This window comes from Cytobacillus sp. Bac17, assembly GCF_024519925.1.
GTDB lineage: Bacteria > Bacillota > Bacilli > Bacillales > Cytobacillaceae > Cytobacillus > Cytobacillus pseudoceanisediminis.
Map to the genome: position 1 here is coordinate 66224 of NZ_JALJRC010000015.1, position 19762 is coordinate 85985.

16 protein-coding genes are annotated in these 19762 nt (G+C 44.9%); 6 read left to right on the forward strand and 10 right to left on the reverse strand.

Annotation, left to right across the window (positions count from 1 at the left end; translation table 11 throughout):
* Positions 1-8 precede the first annotated feature (8 nt).
* Entirely contained in the window at positions 9-1103 is a 1095-nt protein-coding gene (locus tag NR125_RS17355; protein ID WP_256815822.1) for an extracellular solute-binding protein, read from the reverse strand.
* 17 nt (positions 1104-1120) lie between these two features.
* Positions 1121-2332 carry an ROK family transcriptional regulator gene (locus tag NR125_RS17360; protein ID WP_232292475.1) on the reverse strand — a complete coding sequence of 404 codons (1212 nt, stop codon included), beginning with the start codon at positions 2330-2332 and terminating at the stop codon, positions 1121-1123.
* Positions 2333-2643: 311 nt separating this feature from the next.
* On the opposite strand from NR125_RS17360, the gene NR125_RS17365 reads away from it, so the two are divergent.
* The 6 genes from NR125_RS17365 to NR125_RS17385 all read left to right on the forward strand — a co-directional run bounded on the left by NR125_RS17365 (position 2644) and on the right by NR125_RS17385 (position 7303).
* A complete protein-coding gene (locus NR125_RS17365; RefSeq protein ID WP_256815823.1) occupies positions 2644-5151 on the forward strand; it encodes an NEW3 domain-containing protein in 2508 nt (835 codons plus the stop codon).
* A gap of 111 nt (positions 5152-5262) precedes the next feature.
* The gene (locus tag NR125_RS17370) at positions 5263-5649 is read left to right on the forward strand and encodes a hypothetical protein (RefSeq protein WP_256815824.1); all 387 of its coding nucleotides are present in this window, start codon (positions 5263-5265) and stop codon (positions 5647-5649) included.
* 103 nt (positions 5650-5752) lie between these two features.
* Entirely contained in the window at positions 5753-6718 is a 966-nt protein-coding gene (locus NR125_RS17375; RefSeq protein WP_256815825.1) for a nuclease-related domain-containing protein, read from the forward strand.
* Between the two features lie 63 nt (positions 6719-6781).
* Positions 6782-6916, forward strand: a complete 135-nt coding sequence (locus NR125_RS30230; protein ID WP_483863888.1) for a hypothetical protein — start codon at positions 6782-6784, stop codon at positions 6914-6916.
* The gene (locus NR125_RS30235; protein ID WP_483863889.1) at positions 6900-7043 is read left to right on the forward strand and encodes a hypothetical protein; all 144 of its coding nucleotides are present in this window, start codon (positions 6900-6902) and stop codon (positions 7041-7043) included. The genes NR125_RS30230 and NR125_RS30235 overlap by 17 nt, the downstream gene beginning before the upstream one ends.
* Complete coding sequence (locus tag NR125_RS17385) at positions 7028-7303, forward strand: hypothetical protein (protein WP_019380720.1); 276 nt, start codon at positions 7028-7030, stop codon at positions 7301-7303. Before NR125_RS30235 ends, NR125_RS17385 begins: the two co-directional genes overlap by 16 nt.
* Before the next feature lie 504 nt (positions 7304-7807).
* Here the strand turns inward: NR125_RS17385 and NR125_RS17390 are convergent.
* From NR125_RS17390 to NR125_RS17425, 8 genes are all read right to left on the reverse strand, one after another.
* Positions 7808-9805, reverse strand: coding sequence for a methyl-accepting chemotaxis protein (locus tag NR125_RS17390; RefSeq protein WP_071156295.1), 1998 nt, complete (start codon positions 9803-9805; stop codon positions 7808-7810).
* Positions 9806-9825: 20 nt separating this feature from the next.
* A complete protein-coding gene (locus tag NR125_RS17395; protein WP_285838757.1) occupies positions 9826-10794 on the reverse strand; it encodes a methyl-accepting chemotaxis protein in 969 nt (322 codons plus the stop codon).
* A gap of 142 nt (positions 10795-10936) precedes the next feature.
* Positions 10937-12394 (reverse strand): CoA-acylating methylmalonate-semialdehyde dehydrogenase, encoded by a 1458-nt coding sequence (locus NR125_RS17400; RefSeq protein WP_071156298.1) that lies wholly within the window; start codon positions 12392-12394, stop codon positions 10937-10939.
* A 37-nt stretch (positions 12395-12431) separates the two neighbouring features.
* A complete protein-coding gene (locus tag NR125_RS17405) occupies positions 12432-13784 on the reverse strand; it encodes a GntP family permease (protein WP_256815826.1) in 1353 nt (450 codons plus the stop codon).
* A 15-nt stretch (positions 13785-13799) separates the two neighbouring features.
* On the reverse strand, positions 13800-14996 hold the full coding sequence (locus NR125_RS17410) for an iron-containing alcohol dehydrogenase (RefSeq protein ID WP_256815827.1): 1197 nt from the start codon (positions 14994-14996) through the stop codon (positions 13800-13802).
* A 151-nt stretch (positions 14997-15147) separates the two neighbouring features.
* Positions 15148-16932: a sigma-54-dependent Fis family transcriptional regulator gene (locus NR125_RS17415; protein WP_019380715.1), complete on the reverse strand. Its 1785-nt coding sequence runs from the start codon at positions 16930-16932 to the stop codon at positions 15148-15150.
* Positions 16933-17239: 307 nt separating this feature from the next.
* On the reverse strand, positions 17240-18550 hold the full coding sequence (locus tag NR125_RS17420) for a GntP family permease (RefSeq protein ID WP_217026472.1): 1311 nt from the start codon (positions 18548-18550) through the stop codon (positions 17240-17242).
* 193 nt (positions 18551-18743) lie between these two features.
* A complete protein-coding gene (locus NR125_RS17425) occupies positions 18744-19748 on the reverse strand; it encodes a LacI family DNA-binding transcriptional regulator (RefSeq protein ID WP_192907932.1) in 1005 nt (334 codons plus the stop codon).
* Between the last annotated feature and the right edge of the window lie 14 nt (positions 19749-19762).

Genomic DNA, 19762 nt, shown 5'->3' on the forward strand with positions numbered 1-19762 from the left:
TACACTTCCTATTCTTTAATTTCTTTTTCTCCGCTCTTAATGTTTTCATCCCAATACTTCATCCAGCTGTCGCTGTTCTCCTGGAATACCTTCCAGTCGATATCCATGCTCTTAATCTCTGTTTCTGTAATCCACTCAGGCAGTCCCTCTACGTCATCCCTTGTTGGAATGCGGTAGAATTCCTCTGCAAGGATTTTGGCTGCTTCAGGCGTGTTGACAAACTCATAGAATGCTTCAGCCGCCTTCGGATGCGGAGCATCATTCACAACGGCAATCCCTTCTGTCAGGACGGGTGTTCCGCTTTCCGGAATGATGAATTCAAATGGATAATTTTTATTTTCTTTTAACATGACAACGTCAGGCATTGCCCAGACAGATAGCTTTCCTTCCCCTTTGGCCACCTTGTTGTACATCATTTCAGGATTTGCTGCGTATTCTTTCGTGTTGGCATCCAATTTCTTAAGCCATTCGTAACCGGCCGCTGTATCCTTGGAGTCCTTAAAGTCACGGTAAATCATCGCTGAAAAAATCGTTCTCATTGTTCCGGATGCCAGCGGGTAGCGGATGATGATTTCATCCTTCCATTTCGGATCGAGAAGCTCATCCCAGTCTTTTGGCGCTTCATCTTCTGATAATTCTTTGCTGTTATACATAATGACTTCCGGTGTTTGGCTTGTTCCGGACCAGTGCCACTCAGGATCATGGAAGCCTTCTGCCAGACTTCCTGCATATGAAGGCTCATATGGCTTTAATAATCCTTCATCCTTTGCCTGATCGAAGTTTACAGATGGCGCTCCCCACCAGACATCAGCCTGCGGATTGTTTTTCTCGGAGCGGATCCGGTCCAGGATTTCCTGTGATCCCATATCAAGCCATTCCACATCAATCTGATATTTTTCCTCGAATTGCTGTTCAAACTTTGATAGAATATCCTTTCCATGCGGTGAATAGATAACTACCTTTTCTTCCAGCTTATTCTCTTTCTCTCCCTGCTCATTCTCAGAGCTTGAGCTGGATCCCTGTTCAGAACTGCAAGCTGAAAGCATTAGTGCAGCCGAAATGGATAAAGTGGTTAAAATCGATGCCCTTTTCTTATTTTTCATTGAAAAATCCCCCTCGTTTAAGAAAATTTGATAATACTATCATGCTCCCGCAAAAAGAGTGAAACAGCACCCAGGACTCCCGCATTATCACCTAATCTTGAAATCTTTAATTCTACTGAACTTGGAAGATAGTGATTCACGATCCTGTCCAATTTAGGCAAAATGTAATCAGATGATTTTAGAACACCACCTCCTAAAATAATGACTTCAGGATTCAATAAGCTCGCGGCATTAATGATTCCATAGGCCAGATGTTCAATGGCTTCTTCAATGACCGTAATGGCTAATTTGTCGCCTTTTTTCGCAAGCGCAAAGGCCATTTCCCCCGGCAGTTCTCCCTTTATTGCCTGAGAGTAGGCAGGGTGGTCCGGATCCTGCTGAATGACTTCCGTCAGTTTTTTTCCGATTGATTTTCCGCCGGCGACGCTTTCCAAATAACCGTAGCGGTGAAAGATTGGCTTAAAGTCTTTTTTCATGTCTGTTTTATCCGTCACCATATAGCCCATCTCGCCAGCAGCATTTGCATACCCGCGGTACAGCTGATTATTGATAATAATTCCGCTTCCAACACCTGTTCCGACCGCCATAAACAGAACATTCTGTTTATTTTTTGCATTTCCGAGCCATTGCTCCCCAAGTGCTCCAACATTCACATCATTGTCCACATGAACCGGGAAAGAGAAGTATTTGTTGGCTTCCGCTAAGAACGGGTATCGAATCCAGTTGAGGCTTGGTGCTTCCAAGACGACTCCGCTGGATGTTTGTGTAATCCCCGGAACCCCCGCTCCCATTCCAAGCACCTGATCCAGGGAGATTTGGCATTCCTCCAGCATGGACTGCACTTCTTTGGCGATTTGTTTTAAAAGTCCAGATTCTAAAAATTGACAGGTTGAAAAACTGCTGGAATGGACGATGTTGCCTCCGAGATCGCTAATGACTGTCTTTACTTTCGTGCCGCCGATATCTGTTCCGATTACATAAGCCGCTTTTTCATTGAAATAAAGATGTATCGGTCTCCTTCCGCCTTGTGAAGACGATTCGCCTATCCCCTTTTCATACACCCACTTTTCCCCTATCAATTCATCTACCAGTAAAGAAACAGTCGGCTTGCTTATGGAAATCTTCGCAGCAATCTCGGCCCTTGAAGTCGGTGAATTTTCCTGAATCCATTGAAGTACTCTCTTTTTATTGATTGATTTCATTTGCATCGGTGTCCCATTAAAATTCATCACATCACGGCCTTAATTGATTTGGTTAGTAAATATTACTAATTAACTTCAATATAACCTACCTGGTAATCGTTTACAACCCATCATTTTTAATTTTATGATAATTGCGATTATTTATATGACTAAAGGAGGATTTTAATTAAATTAATTTTTAGAATATTGAATTATTAGCAAATTTACCCTATTATGAAATTTATTAGGCGGGTAGCTGCAGGTAGTTAGTTAGGATGTTTAACTAACCTGCTTTAGACCCATGATGAAAGGAGTGTAAGAGTAGCGCTGTTAAACCATTTTGAAAGGGGTTACACAAATTGAAAAAAATCTTTATTTATTTTTTGTCCTTAGCGTTAATTCTCTCCCTTCTGCCTCTCAGCGGAAGTGCCCAGTCAGAAGAGCATGACCCCGACCTATGGAGTGCAGTGAAGCCGCTGGACACAACAGTCAGCTTTTTGAATACAGGAGCACATCCTGACGATGAGCGCAGTGACTTTCTTGCTTACTTATCAAGAGGACTTGGTGTTAAAACCTCAAGCCTGATTGCCAACCGCGGCGAGGGCGGCCAGAATGAAATCGGGCAGGAGCTTGGGAACGGCCTTGGAATTATCCGCTCCCGGGAAATGATTGAAGCAGCAAAGATCACCGGAGTTAAAGCCTACCATTTGAGTGAAACAACCTCTGATACCATCTATGATTTCGGCTTTTCCAAAACAAAGGATGAAACCTTAAGCCACTGGGGCAAGGACCTTACTTATGAAAGATTAATCCGTTTTATTCGTACTTACCAGCCAGATATTGTCATGCCATCCTTCAGAGACTCGGATACCCAGCACGGACACCACCGCACAATGACCATTCTCAGCCAGGAAGCCTTCAAAGATGCCGCAGATCCTAACATTTACCCTGAACAATTAAAAGAGGGATTATCCGTCTGGCAGACAAAGAAGTTCTATTTGCCGGCAGACAGTAAAGATACAGCAGATACATCAATTGAAATAGGCATGCTTGATCCTATCTACGGCATGTCCTATCCGCAAATCGGCGAGGAATCACGCTATATGCACAAAAGCCAGGGAATGGGCAATGACATCCCTGTCGCGCCAAGACAAACGCATCTGGAGTTAGTAGATAGTGCGGTTGAAACAAATAGCAGCAATGATCTTTTTGCCGGTATCCCATATGATTTTAACGAATGGGCAAAAACGTTTCCTAAGAAAGAAAAAGCATTGCAGGTGCACTTTACAAAATTCCAGAAAAGCCTGGATAGAATTATCTCCAGCTATCCCAGCCATAGCCAGGTATTCAGCAAAACGCAGCAAGCATTAAAAGAAGCAGAACGTTTAGTAAAGAAAACGGAGAAATCCAAGCTTGATTCCCAGCTGAAGTCTGATCTTCTTCATAAGCTTGAAGTTAAAAAAGAACAGCTGCTGAACGTGAGCCTGGTATCCTCCGACCTTGAGATTAACGCACAGGCGGAGACCAATATCCTGACAAAAGGACAGAAAACGGCTGTTACTATTACCTTAACGAACAATGGCAGTCAGAAGCTGAAGAAAGCTTATGTTGAACTGATCACTCCTGAGGGCTGGAAGGTTTCTAATAAGTCCAAGGCTGCTGACCTTGCACCCGGTAAAACGGCTGAAGTTACTTTTAAGGTCCAAGTTCCAGCTGATGCAGCGTATTATCACGCATACGAAACCCCTGCCATACAGGCAAAGGTCAGCTATGAATCAGCCGGCGCAAAGACAGTGACTGTCTCTGAACTGAATGGCACCATTGCCGTTCTGCCGGACGTTGGCCTTACCCTTTCTCCTGAAGATCTGGTTATAAATACCGCTGACGTTCAGGAAGAAGTGCCTGTAAATGTAAAAGTAAAAAATTACCGTGAAGGAGCTGCACAGGCTTCCGTATCCTTAAATGTTCCGGAAGGATGGTCAGTAAGCCCGGAAAAGGCTGAAGTTAACTTCGAAGCCTCATTGGAGGAAAAAGAGGTCACCTTTACACTGAGCCCGCCTGCGGATATTCAAGAAGGTGACTTTAAACTATCCGCCGAGGCAGCCGTAAATGGAAAGACCTTTGATTCAACAGTTCAGGAAATTCAATATGACCATATCGGAACATTTTATTACCTGTATCCAGCCCAGGTCAATGGGGTCGCCTTTGAATTGCTGGCACCAGAAGGCCTAAAGGTCGGCTACATTGAAAGCGGTTTTGATAAAGTGGCAGATTACTTGTCCAATGCAGGACTTGATGTGACGAAGCTTACTGAGACCGATCTTTCTTCAGGGGACTTAAGCCAATACGATACAATCGTGGTTGGTATCCGTGCCTACCTGTCACGTGAAGACTTAACAGCAAATAATGAGCGTTTAAAGGAATACGTCGCAAATGGCGGGCATATGGTGGTCCAATACCATAAGCCGAACGATGGCTGGGTGACGGAAGACACTGCCCCATACCCGCTGACTATCGGAAACCCATCCATCAGGTGGAGGGTAACCGATGAAAATGCACCTGTTACCGTTCTGCAGCCTGAATCGCCGCTCTTCAACTATCCAAATAACATTACTGAAGACGACTGGGCCAACTGGATACAGGAAAGAGGATTATACTATCCAATGCAGTGGGATGACCGCTTTGAAACCTTCGTGCGCATGGGGGATCCGAACGAGGAGCCATTTGATGGCGGCATTCTCATGGCCGATTACGGAGAAGGCACCTACCTTTATACCAACCTGGTATTCTATCGCCAGATTCAAGGCCAGGTCCCGGGAGGCTACCGCATTTTTACAAACTTGATCAGCTATGGTCAAAATGAATAATTTATTATGGGCAGCTGCGGATGCGGCTGTTCTTTTTTTATGCCCATGTGATTCAACTCACATCATTCATTTTCCATGTATTGTAAAATATAGCTGAAGAGAGGTGCCATCATGGAAAAGAACTGGTCTGTTTCCCTGGAGCATGGTGAGTATGTAAATAACCTAGGGCTGCTGATCAATGATGCTATGGAAGCTGTCAGCCAGACGGCAAAGGGATACTATGTCAATATTGTCACACCGGGTAAGCTGGAAAATCCAGATGACTACTTAACAGATGGCACTTCGGAAATAAAGTGGATGTGGAGGGTATGTTCTGAGGGTGGGACATGTGGACTGTGCAAATTAAGTGGGAAAGCTGCAAATAGCAAGGGTCGTTTTGCAAACAGCAGCCTACTTTCTGCAAATAAAAATGGGAATTTGCATATAGCAGCCTACTTTCTGCTAATAAAATATTCGGGAAACAGCCATTGTCTAATACTTGCATATAGAGTTGGATAATATGCAAATAGAGCACAAAAACCTGCAAATAAACTCCAGTATAAAAAAATAAATTAAGATTACTATCGAAAATAACTTATTATCATAGAAAGGAGAGACATACTTGATTATTAAAAGCCTGAAAGTCCCCGAAATTAACCTACAGCTTGAAGCGTTGTTAAGAAGAACGCCCGAACAGCATCCCGCGCGAGAAAAAATGACCTCAGATTATAAAATGAGAAGCGCTGGCTTTAAGGGAGAAGAAAGATTATTTTATTACTTAAGCTTTCTAGATCCTAAAAAATATTGGATTTTTCATAACCTGCGGCTATCAAGCGGAACACACTTCTTCCAGATCGATGCATTGCTGATAACTACGAACTTCGCTCTCATTTTAGAAGTTAAAAATTGGACAGGAACTTTGATTTTCGACCCTCATTTTCAGCAGCTCCTCCGCATTCACAATGACAAAGAGGAAGGGTTTCACGACCCCATTTCACAAGCCCGACATCAGACGAATCAGTTTAGAACGTGGCTCAATTTTAATGGATTTCCCGGGATTCCTGTAGAATTCTTAGTTGTGATCAGCCATCCTTCCACCATAATTAAAACCGATAAAGATCCACTGAGTATATCTAACAAAGTTCTACACTCCCATCATCTTTTATACAGAATTAATGAGATTGAAAATAAGTACCCTCAAGAAAAAACTGACCCTAAAGAGATACGGAAGCTGTGCCGAACTTTGTTAAAAAAACATAATCCTTCACCATCCGAGATTCTCGAGCACTTCAATGTCTCAGCTGAGGAAGTTCTCACTGGTGTTAGCTGTCCTAAATGCACTTCCCTTCCGATGATTTTCCATTGGGGGAAATGGCACTGCCCAATGTGTATGTTTTCCTCCCCTCTGGCACATGAAGCGGCTATCCAAGACTACTTCCGGCTTATTAAGCCGTCAATTACCAACTGGGAATTCCGCTCATTTACCCATATATCCTCCCCCTATACGGCTTCAAGATTACTCTCCAGAATGAACCTTTCTTTTAAAAGAAATAAAAGACACCGAATTTATCAAAAATCCCCTGAATAGTGATTAACTGCACAAATATTTCTAATCAATTATTTTATAATCAGGCTGAATTGAGGTGCTAATATGGAACAGAACTGGTCTATTTCACTTGAGCATGGTAATTACGCTAGTGATTTGGAACTTCTGATCAACGATGCGATGGCGGCAGTAAGCCAGACAGCTAAAGGGATATTATGTCAATATAGTCACACCAGCTGAGTTAGGTAATCCCGATAACTATCTAACTGAAGCACTGCTCATATACTTCGGAAATAAAGCAGACACTCAATTTATCGATCAATGCGGATGCGGGGGGTATGTTTTGAGGGTATGGAAAAACAAGTGAGGGACCTGACGATTTTGTGTGATTATAAGAACAGGCATGTCATCTTGAATTATTATTATGAAGAGGGGCTTATTGATCGGGATGGTATCAGCTTTAATGAGATTTACGTCCACGAGGGGACGATATATTTTATCAAAAACAGAAAGCGGATCGTAACCATCAACTCGAAGAAGTATCGTAATATATTGATAGGCGAGGATTTTCAAAATTACTATATTATGCGGAGAGATAAAAATCGTCTTGATATCTATTTTCCTTAAACGGAGCTGCGAAAGCGCTGGATACGCTTTTGCAGCTTTTTTTAATTTGGGAGGAATATATCTATTTGCAAGAAGCCTGAATTTATTTGCGAGCTCCCAGTTCTTTTTCCAAAATCTAAGATTCTATTTGCAATTTGATCATCCTAGACTGATCCCCGATCAATTGCTGCTCGTCTATTTGCAGGTAGTAGCCTGGTATTTGTACTTTTCCCGTTCTATTTGCAGAATTCATCCTGCTATTTGCAGCATACTCCGGTTTATTTGCAGAATCCCCGGTTCTATTTGCAAATCAACTAAGCGAGCCGTTTCCCGTTCTTATGCAGTTTACCTATTTGCAGAATCCAGCTAACTATTTGTAAATTACCTATTCTATTTGCAGAATTTCCAGCCCAATTTGCAGGGTTAAGCATCTATTTGTATGTTTCCGTGCTCTTTTTGCAGGGTTCACATTCTGAACCTGCCGCCACATAAAAACAGACCCGCCAAACCGGCGGGTCCTTTAATTTAATTCACTTTAAACTTCTTAATAGAATCCAGCAGCTCCTCCGCCATCCCCGAAAGCGAAGCAGCAGATGCCGCAATTTCTTCCATGGACGCCAGCTGCTCTTCTGTAGCAGCGGATACGTCCTGGCTTTCAGCTGTGGTGACAGCAGCAATTTCTTCGATTGCGCTTACGAGTTCCACCACCTGGTCGGCACCTTCGGCCATGTCCTTGATGGATGAGGAAACTTCCGCGATCTGGCCCGAAACGGTGTCGGCAAATTGCTGGATGTGGCTGAAGGCATCTCCTGCATTGTTAACCAGGTCAATTCCTTTTTCCACTTCCGCTGTTCCTTTTTCCATTGAAGTGATGGCCTTGCTTGTGTCCGTTTGAATCGTTGAGATCAGTTCGCGGATGCTTTCCGTCGATTTGGATGATTGTTCCGCCAGCTTGCGGACTTCATCAGCTACAACGGCGAAGCCTCTCCCGTGCTCACCTGCCCTTGCTGCTTCAATCGCTGCGTTCAGTGCGAGCAGATTCGTCTGATCGGCAATTTCAGAAATGACATTGACAATCTGGCCAATTTCCTCTGATCGCTTCCCTAATGTATGAACAATTGAACCTAGTTCAGAGACTGTTAGATTAATATTTTTCATCTGGTTTGTTGAAAGGTCGATCGCTTCATTTCCTTTTACAACCACTTCATTTGTTTCATTAGCTGTTTGGGCAACGACATTTGTGTTGAGCATAATTCTCTGAATGCGGCCGGACATCTCTTTTACGACAGAAGTGCTTTCTTTCACCTTCTCCGTCTGCTGCTCAGTAGCTGTTGCTACTTCCTGGATGGAGTTGGCCACCTGCTCTGTTGCCATGTTATTCTGTTCGGAGCTTGCCGTCAGCTGCTCCGATGATGAAGCAAGGTGAACCGCTTTTTCACCTACCTGGTTGATTAATTGCTGAAGGGAGGCGACCATCTTATTGAAGCTGATGCCCAGTTTGCTGATTTCATCGTTATTTTTAACCTCAAATTTCTGAGTCAGGTCTCCCTCGCTGACTTTATCAGTTGCAGCGATCAGCTGATTGAGCGGACGGGTAATCGAACGGACAATAAAATAAGAAATAAGTGCACCAATAAGTACGAAAATGGCGATGAATATAATCGTCGACATTAAGATAGGCTGTACGGCTGATGTTACTTCTTCCAGATTCATTGTGCCAAGCACCTTCATGCCTGTCAGCCCATTGGTGGTAAAGTGCATTTCTTTCTTTTCGCCATCAAGAGTGTATTCTACCTGCCCTTTTTCCTTTTCCAGGACTTCCGGCAGCCAGCTTCCCTCTGCCTCTGTGCCTGGCTTCTCCTGCGGGTGCACTAAAAAGCTTCCCTCCGCACTTAAGATAGCGGGATAGCCTTCTTTCCCAATCTTAATGTTATTGGATAGTTCACTTAGAGCAGAGAGACTTAAGTCAATCCCGATAACACCGGAGCTGTCGCCGAGCTTTTGGGCTACTGTGATTAGGATATTTCCGCTTACAGCATCAACATATGGCTCCGTGATGAAGGCTTTTCCCTTTGCCTCCATGGCACCCTGGTACCATGGGCGTGTGGTTGCATCAAAGTCAGCCGGCAAATCTGCACGCGGATAAATAACTAAATCTCCATTTTCAGAGCCTGCATAAATGGCAACTGCCTCCGGATTCAGCTCTTTATATTGACTAAAGGCTTTATTCGTCTCGTCTAATTCTTCCGCAGTATAAAAATTCTTCTGTATCCGCTTTGAAAAGTAATTCGTATCTTCCATTTTTGTTTTAATAAAATCCATGATAAATTGGTCAAGGATTTTTACATTGTCATCCGCACTCATTTCAATCTGGCCTGTTATTTCGTCTTGAGCCTTCTGATAGGAAATGTATCCAATTGAGGTGGATGGAATTAATAGAATAATAATAAATGAGAGCAATAATTTCTTTCTAATAGTAAATGAAAACAGCGACCCTTTTTCTTTCTGTTTTTTCTTTTTCATAATTGACCCCTTTTGAAAAGTTAGTAATTTACCGCCTTAACCTGCGAGATGGCACCTTCGAGCTTCTCGTCAACTACCCTTGCATCGTCAATATGCCTCTGGATCAGCTCGTTCACTTGATCAAAAACAGACTTCGTTTCCGAAATCTCATCGGCCACCTCCTGGGAATATCCCTTCTGAGCGTTTATCATTTCTATCACTTCACTGACTTCTGTTTCAACCGTATGGATAAGGCTTGTGATCGAATCAATTTTGCTGGTAGTTTGACCGCTGAGGGACATGCCATCTTTAATTAATTCGGTGCTTGCGACTGTGGAGTTCAGTGTTGCTTCAATATCGTCCTGAATATTTTTCGTCAGGGAACTAATATTAGCCGTACTCGTCGCTGTACTTTCAGCCAGTTTCCGGACCTCATCCGCAACGACAGCAAATCCTTTGCCCTGCTCGCCTGCGCGTGCCGCTTCGATGGATGCATTCAAAGCCAGGAGATTTGTTTGTTCCGCGATATCTTTTATGACCTGAACAATCATCTCAATTTCTTTTGACCTTTTGCTCAGCGCCTCCATCTTCTGTGAATTCACTTCTAATTGCTCACCCAGCTGCTTAATAAGCTGTTCAGACTTGCTCACGGATCCACGGCCTTCCTCCGAGCTTTTTACCATCTCTTTTGCAGACTGGATCAGATTTTCCCCCTTATCAGATAAAGTGAGGCTGTTTGTAAAAGTAGCTTCACTATGTCTTTTTACGTTTTCAAAACCGTCTTTAATTTTCAAAACCAAATCTCCCAGCATGTAATGCTGTCCATTAACAATCTCATGCTGGCTTACCGTATTCGTCAAATCTTCATTAAAAGAATGAATCAGTGTCTGATAATACTTTTCCCTGCGCTGAAATTCTTCTTCAGCAGCCTGAATGCTTGATTCCAATTCCCTCTTTTCTTCCTCCAGCCGCTTCAACTTTCCTTTTCCGAACATCATTGATCTCCCCATCTCATTTATACTCCTTTATTATATCGACAGAAAACGTGAAATTTTGTGACCTTTTGCACTCTTTTTTTAAAATATATGGGTCTATGTGATTAACAAAAAGAGGCACCTGCATTTCATTGCAGGTGCCTCATCTCTCTTATTTTTACCAGCGTGCAGTCAGCATCTTTCTCCTCGTATAGAATTCCACACCATCTGTTCCGTTGGCGTGAAGGTCTCCATAGAACGAATTCTTCCAGCCGGAGAATGGGAAGAAGGCCATTGGAGCCGGTACGCCGATGTTGACGCCGAGCATGCCTACTTCAATGTTTTCTCTGAAGTAGCGGACGCTGCTTCCATTTTGAGTAAACAGGCAGGCGCCATTACCAAAGTCGGATTTGTTGGTGAGCTCGATTGCTTCTTCCAGGCTCTTCACACGTACGATGGATAAAACTGGTGCGAAAATTTCTTCTTTCCAGATTTTCATGGATGGGTTTACATTGTCAAAGATAGTTGGTCCAATGAAATAGCCATTTTCGTGATATGCTTCGTCTTTGCGGCCATCGCGGACAAGGGTTGCTCCTTCTTTTTCGCCAATTTCAATATAACCGCTTGTACGCTCCTTGTTTTCCTGGCGAATGACTGGCCCTAAGAAAACTTCTTCGTCCAGCCCGTTTCCGATTGTCAGCTGGCCCGCTTGCTCATTCAATTTCGCTACCAGCTCGTCGGCAACAGAATCCACAGCTACTACTACAGAGCAGGCCATGCACCTTTCACCTGCTGACCCGTAAGCAGCAGCAATTATTTCTTTAACAGCTCCATCAAGGTCTGCATCAGGCATAACGATAGAGTGATTTTTCGCACCAGCAAGCGCCTGTACGCGTTTGCCGTTCGCTGTTGCTGACTTGTATATATACTCGGCAACAGGCTGGGAGCCAACGAAAGAAATAGCCGGTACATCCTTATGGTCGATCAGGCTGTTCACCACATCATGCGCACCATGGACGATATTGAATACCCCTGCCGGCAGACCTGCTTCTGTGAACAGCTCTGCCAGGCGGTTAGCCAGGATTGGCGTTCTCTCTGACGGCTTTAAGACGAATGTGTTTCCGCACGCAATCGCAAGCGGGAACATCCAGCAAGGTACCATCATCGGGAAGTTGAAAGGCGTGATGCCGCCGATGACCCCAACCGGGTAGCGGTACATGCCCGATTCTATATTCGTTGCAATGTCAGGAAGCTGCTTACCCATCATAAGAGATGGCGCGCCTGCAGCAAATTCCACACATTCAATTCCGCGCTGAACCTCACCGTATGCTTCTTTATAGTTTTTGCCATTTTCCTGTGTAATCAGCTTTGCCAGCTCGTCCCAGTTATCTACTAAAAGCTGCTGATATTTAAATAGAATTCTAGCTCTTTTTGGAACCGGCGTTTTGCTCCAGGTTTTAAACGCTTCTTTGGCAGCCTGAACAGCTTTATCGACATCTTCGCGGGTTGAGATCGGAGTGCGTGCAAGCTCCTCGCCCGTTGCCGGGTTTGGCACCAATTCGAATTTATCCGTGTTTGCATCCACCCATTCGCCATTGATAAAGTTCTTTAATACCTTTGTTGTTGTCGCTGTCATAAGTAAAATCCCCTTTCAAAATTAGAAGTCTATTATTTTAAAAAATTGAATATAAGATCACAGCCAGGAATAACACAGCCGTTGGCATTGCTGCACTCAGGATAAAAATTGGCCAGTAGGAACGCTTATGGGTTTCCCCGCATATTGCCCGGATCGTCGTAACGACATAGCCATTATGCGGAAGTGAATCCAGACCGCCCGAAGCAAGTGCTGAAATCCTGTGCATCGCCCCAGGATCGAGGCCTTGGGCCATATACATAGGCGCCAGAATCGGAAGGGCAATCCCCAAACCGCCTGAAGCCGAGCCTGTAATCCCGCAAATCAGCGTAACGGCTATCGCCAGTCCCATTAAGGGAGGTCCAGGAATATTGACCAGAGCATCGACGAATGTATCAAAGGCAGCAACCTGGGCGGCAACACTTCCGAAGCCCACAACCGCACACGTATTAGCCGCAGCGACTAAAGCATCCTGGGCACCTTTTGCCAAAGCCTCCCAAAATCCAACCAGATATTTAATCATCAATACACATGCCAAAATGATCCCGCTCGTCAGGGAAATTAAAGCGGCCGCCGTTGACGAAGTAAAGTTGGCTGCTGTGTTTAAAATGGCAATAACGGAAGCCAGCGGCAATATCGCCATCAATACATTCGGGAAGTCCTTCCCTGCAGGGGCAGCATCAGGCCTTTGCAGGGACAGCTCCGTTTCCAGAGCAGCCGCCGACTCATTTGGAGCACCGGACTGCTGATTCGGCAAAGAAAATACCTCTCCATTTTGAACCGCTTTTTTCACCATCCGGCTTAGTAATATACCGCCTGTTACCATTATGATTAATGCCATTAACACTCCAATGATTCCACCTGCAGTCGGCTTTGTTCCGAAAAACTCAGTTGGAATCAGGTTTTGGATTTCCGGCGAGCCCGGTGCTGTCATCGTATACGAAATCGACCCGAACACCAAAGCAGCCGGGATAAAGCGATGCGGCAGATTGGCCACTTTAAATAAGGAGACAGCGATTGGGTACACTGCGAAGCCTACGACAAACAAGCTGACGCCGCCATATGTCATAATCGCTGCTGCGGCCACGACAGCAAATACAGCTCTCGATGGGCCCAGTGTATCCTTAACCCAATTCGCAATACTGTCAGCCGCCTTGGTTACCTGCATAATTTTTCCGAAAACTGCCCCAAGCAGGAAGATTAGAAACCATGAGTAAAAATAATTTGTAAAGCCTGTCATATAATGCTCTGTCAGGGCAGTCTCAAGATTAAGTCCTCCTGAAAGAGCAACCACAACGGCGCTGATGATGGCGGCAATAATTATATTTACGCCTTTCATTGTTAAATACATTAATAGAATCAGTGAAGCGATTAAGCCCAGCATTCCAAGCATCTGATTGTCCCCCTGTTACACTTTTTCTGTTTCAGAGGAAAACTGATATTCATAGCAAACATGGTATAGCTCTTCCAGCTCGCTCTGAGTCGGGACTCTTGGATTGTTGCCAGGGCTGCCGCTGTCAATCGCATCAGTTGCCATTTTACTTATCGCAGCCTTAAACGCTTCTTCGTCAATTCCCCATCCTCTTAAGTTAGGAATATTTAATTTCAAACACAAATCCTTAACAGATTGAACAGCGATTTCAGCTGCTTCTTCTCTGGTAAGGCTTTCATTATCAGGCTGAAAAATTCGTCCGATATCTGCTAAGCGATCAATACATGCTTCCTGGCTGAATTCCAATACGGCCGGCAAGAGCATGGCATTCGAGATTCCATGCGGTACATGGAATAAAGCTCCAATGGGACGGCTCATTCCGTGCACAAGGCATACGGATGCGTTTGAGAACGCCATTCCAGCCTGGAGAGAACCAAGGCTCATCGCCTCACGGGCATCGACGTTTTCCCCCTCATTGTAAGCGGTTAAAATATTTTCCACGATCAGTTTCATAGCTGATACCGCTATCGTATCGGTCATTGGATGTGCTTTTTTAGACAGATATGCTTCAATGGCATGGCTTAATGCATCCACCCCTGTTGCAGATGTAACATTCTTCGGTGAGGATATCGTGAGCAAAGGATCCACAATTGCTACACTCGGCATGAAGGCAGGCTGCTTAATCATCATTTTTACATCATTGGATGAGTTCGTAATGACTGTTACATCAGTTGCCTCTGAGCCTGTCCCGGCTGTCGTCGGAATGGCAATGTGAGGTACAGGCGCATTCTTAGCCAGTTTCCTTCCTCCCATATAATCGCCGATATAGCCGCCATTCGTTGCGAGAACGGCGATGGCTTTCGCCGTATCAATACAGCTGCCGCCTCCTACTGAGATGACCATGTCGCATTGCTCTTTTTGAAAAAGCGTCAATGCTTCTACTACATACTCATCAGTTGGTTCAGAGGTTACCCCAAGGTATACCTCGCTATTTACTCCGGCTTCCTGAAGAAGAGTTCTGCATTCGCTTACATAACCGAGCTGATCCATTATTTTGTCACTGATTATTAATGCCTTTTTCCCTCTAAGCGCCGCTTCAGCACCAACTTTTTCGGAAGATCCCCTTCCATAAAAGATCGCTTCCGGCACACGGAAAACTGCTGGTTTCTCCATTGAACATTCCACCCCTTTTGCTTCGTTACTACTATACTTGCAAGGAGTGTGCCAACTATGAAACCCAGTAAAGTCAGTGTTCTATTTCTGCCAAAGTGTAGCTGCTACACTACAACTGTAGATATTTTGTAGCGAAACCACTACACTACATTCACGTTATTCCATGCTTCTTCAGCTTTTGGTAGAGGGTCGTCCGATGTATTCCCAGTAAATCAGCAGCCTTCGATTTATTCCCGCCTGCCTTTCTTAAAGCATCAAGAATTAATTCCGATTCTCTTTGATTTCCCAGAAACCTGGCTTCCTCTATGGATCCGACAGCTAATGAGGAAGCTTTCCCTTTTTTAGTGGAAGGTTCAGGCCTTTTCAACATCTCCGGCAAATGGTGATAGTCAATAATCTTCCCATCCACCAGGGTAACCAGCTGCTCCACGGTATTGACCATCTCGCGAATATTTCCCCTCCATGGATGCCGTACAAATGCATTCACCGCTTCAGAGGTGAAGATTTTCCCCGGTACCTGATACCTCTCACAAATCTCTCTCAGATAATGGATCAGCAGGACGGGGATATCCTTTTTCCGTTCACGCAGCGGCGGGATGTGAAGCTGGATAATGTTCAGCCGGTAGTATAGATCCTCCCGGAACTCCCCTGTTTCGATCATTTGCATAAGGTCACGGTTTGTCGCTGCGACTACTCTGACATTGATCCGATACTTCTTCACCCCGCCGACACGTTCGGCTTCTTTTTCCTGCAGAACCCGCAGGAGTTTGGTCTGCATGACAAGCGGCATCTCCCCGATTTCATCGAGAAAAATAGTACCGTTGTCTGCCAGTTCGAATTTTCCGGGCTTGCCTCCCTTTTTCGCGCCGGTAAATGCACCTTCTTCATAGCCGAACAGTTCAGATTCGAATAAGTGCTCTGGAATGGCCCCGCAGTTTACACTGATGAACGGCCCGGTCGAAAAGGGGCTGAGATGGTGGATGCTTTTTGCGAACATCTCTTTACCCGTCCCGCTCTCACCCGTAATCAGAACAGTTGCCGCAGTCCTTGCCGCCTTCCGTGCCAGCCGCTTTACATCTGCAATGCCTTCGCTTGTCCCAATGATCTGATCAATTGTAATCCGGCTATCGCTTTCCTTTTTCTTTGTGAAAAGATCTGGCTTAGCCGTTTGATTTTCCTGCAGTCTTTCATAGATTTTATAAACCTCCGAGACCCCTTCAAAAATCAGCATTCCTATCGCCCCGACAATCTTGCCTTCTTTCCTGAGCGGAATCCGGTGCACCACCATGTCATGCCCCTGGATGTTCTGGAGAACCCCGCGTTCGGCTATTCCGGTCTTTACCGTCTCATGAAGATGGGTGTTATCGATTACTTCTGTCACATGCCTGCCAATCGCATCCTCCCGGTTAACTCCGGTAAAACGGCTGTATGCTTCATTGAATTCCTGCAGGATGCCGTTTTGATCAACAACGGCTATCCCCTCATAGGCACTTTCCAAAATTGCTCCAAGAGCACCATCTGAATTTTGCTTTTGCCTCAGGTTATGCAGGTATTTGGAAAGCCCGTCAAGCATATCCCTGGTTGTCAGGATTCCAAGCAATTTGCCATTTTCACCTATGACAGGAAGCTGATCATATGGAAGCGACAAAATATCAAGGATCAAATCATCTGGCCGGACAGCAGCCAGATTCGATTTGGGGATACTGCCAATCAAAGTGTCCCCTGAGTTGCCCTGGGCAAAGTAGTTAAGCAGCTTTCTTGATGTAATCATACCGACTAACCCATTCTGCTCATCCAATACTGGCAGGCTTTCCAGATGAAGATCCACCATCATTTTTGCAGCTTCACCCAGTGTTTGCCCCGGCTGAATACAAAAAGGGCTGGGTGTCATCCAGTTTTTCACATAGAGAAGCTCATCAATATGTAATTGCGGCACAAAGGATTCCTCCTTCTATCGTAATTTTCTAAATTATATCATTATTAGAAAAAATAAAGGGGTTAGGTCAATTGCGAACTGCGCAGGAGCGTAGCTTTCTGTGTTGCCGATTGTGAACTTTGCAAATAAAAGCGGGTAACCTGCAAATAAAGTTGTTAATTTGCAAATAAACTGTTAGAACCTGCAAATCAATGGCCAATGCTGCAAATAAAGGTGGGATTCTGGCAAATAAACCACTGCACACAGCGGCTTTTTATAAAAAGAAAGACAGAGAGACTAAACCCCTCTGTCTTTCCGCTAAAGCCATTTAGAAAATCGAAAATAAAATGACCGCTAAAATCACACCAAGTATCGGAATAATTACTGTCAATGCACCAAATGCCGGATAGGCATCCTTATGCGATTCACCGCAGATGGCACGGATGGTTGTCACAACGTAGCCGCCATGCGGCAAGGAATCAATCGATCCGGATGATATCGCCACAACACGATGGAGTTCACTTGCATTGACACCCATATCCAGATAATGCGGGGCAAGCAGCGGCAGTGCGATGGATTGGCCACCTGAAGCAGAGCCGGTCAGTCCGGCAATGACAGCAACAGCCAGAGCTCCGCCGATTAATGGGCTTCCCGGAATGCTTGTCATGGCATCAACTGCACTTGCAAAGGCAGGTGTTGCTTTAGCCACACCGCCAAAGCCTACAACCGCAGATGTATTGGCAATGGCAATCAATGCGCCAATCGTTCCTTCAGACACGGCTCCCCATACATTTGTAAAATACTTGCGGTTAAGAAAATAGGTTGCAAAGCAGCCGCTCAATAACGCGATAATAAGGGCTGACTGTGCCAATGAATCATGGAAGATAAATGAAATCACAAGGACGACCAAGAGCGGAATCATACTTAACATCGGGCTTGGCAGGTTTTCGCGGATCAACGCAGAATCCGTTTCTCTTGCCTCAAATTTTTCTCCATTGCGGATCGCCTTGTTAATCATTTTCTTCAGCCACCAGTATCCAAATGCCATCATAAAGACAGCAACAATAAAGCTGACTTCCCAGGCAGCATACGGGGAAGTTCCCAGGAATTCAATCGGAATCCAGTTCTGGATTTCCGGTGAACCCGCTGATGTCATGGTAAATGTAGTCGAACCGAAGGCAAGAGCTGCCGGTATGAACCTTCTTGGCAGGTTGGCTTCCTTAAATAGGCTCAAGGCCATTGGATAGACGGAAAATGCAACAACAAACAGACTTACACCGCCATAGGTTAAGACCGCACAGGCAATGACAACAGCCAACGCTGCCCGTTTCATGCCAATCTTGTCGATAATCCATTTGGAAACACTATCTGCTGCTCCGCTATCCTCCATTAGTTTTCCAAAAATGGCACCGAATAAGAACATCAAATACCAGGATGTAATAAACCCGGCAAACCCGTTCATATAGTTGGTTAGAAAATTGACTTCACCCTCGCCTGCCAGCTGAGGAAAAATCGGTAATCCACTGAATATTGCAACAATAAATGCAGCAAGAGGGGCAGCAAGCAGCAGGTTCATCCCTCTCATCGTTAAATAGATGAGAAGCCCAATCCCCCCAAGCAATCCAATCATACTTAGCATAAGATCCTCCTATCAGAAAAGCGCAAGGCGCCCGCTTTCGGCTACAAGCATAAGACAAGCCGGCTGAAAGGTTGTTCTTTAACCTTTTGGACGGATTGGCTTATGACCTCGAGCCGATGGCGCCTGGAGCTAGACACTTATCGAACTTCAAAGATGTAAAATTGGTTTTACTAAAACCCCTGCCTTCTCTCCATCACCTTCTGTCCGCTACCGATCCTCTTTCCACCAAATGCCCTTCTATTCTTTGAATTTCAGGGGTGTCCATATCCCCGTTAATGTGCTCTAAAAGAAGGTTAATCGAATAATCGACCATTTCATCGACCGGCTGATGCCAGGTGGTTAATTCATAGGATGACCAATCCGACATAGCCACATTGTCAAAGCCTATGACCGAAATATCCTCAGGGATTCTGATACCCTGTTTCTTCAGATAATCCATTGCGCCAAAAGCGGATATATCATTTGCACAGAAGATGGCATCTATCTTTTTATCCTGCTCCAGCAGCTTTTCCGCTGCTGCAAATCCTCCTTCATACGAATAAAGGCCATTTTCGGTTAAAAAGGAAGAAATGCCGTGTTCCTTCAAAGCTTCCTGGAACCCATTTTTCCGATCCACTGTTGTTGATGTATTCATCGGTCCGGAGATAAAGGCGAGATTTTCATGTCCTTTTTCTATCAAGTAGTGCCCTATCCTTTTACCGGCAGCAAAGTTATCGCACACAACAGCACTGCTTAAGGAATCGTTCACATATCGGTTAAACAGGACGACCGAGATGCCATTGCGGGTAAACTTCTGTACAGTCGAAGAGGTCAAAAGCGCATCTGTGATGATGGCTCCCTCCACGCTGTACTCTATTAAATGGCTCACTTCATCCTCTTGGATTTCGTTATTCTGGGAGTTGATAAACATTACCTTGTACCCTTTTTCAGCCAGCCTGCTGTAAAACTTATCGAGGATTTCCGGATAAAAAGGGTTCTGGATATTCCGCATGACAATCCCAATGATGCGGGACTGATTCGTGATCAGGCCGCGGGCAATGGCATTCGGCTGATATCCCAGCTGTTCAGCAGCCTCCAGAATAAGCTTTTTCTTTTTTGATGAGATACTTGAATTTTCACTAAAAGCCCTGGACACGCTCGATTGCGAAACGCCTGCCAGCCGAGCGACATCCATGGCTGTCACTTTTTTATTTTTCAACGCATGTTCCTCCT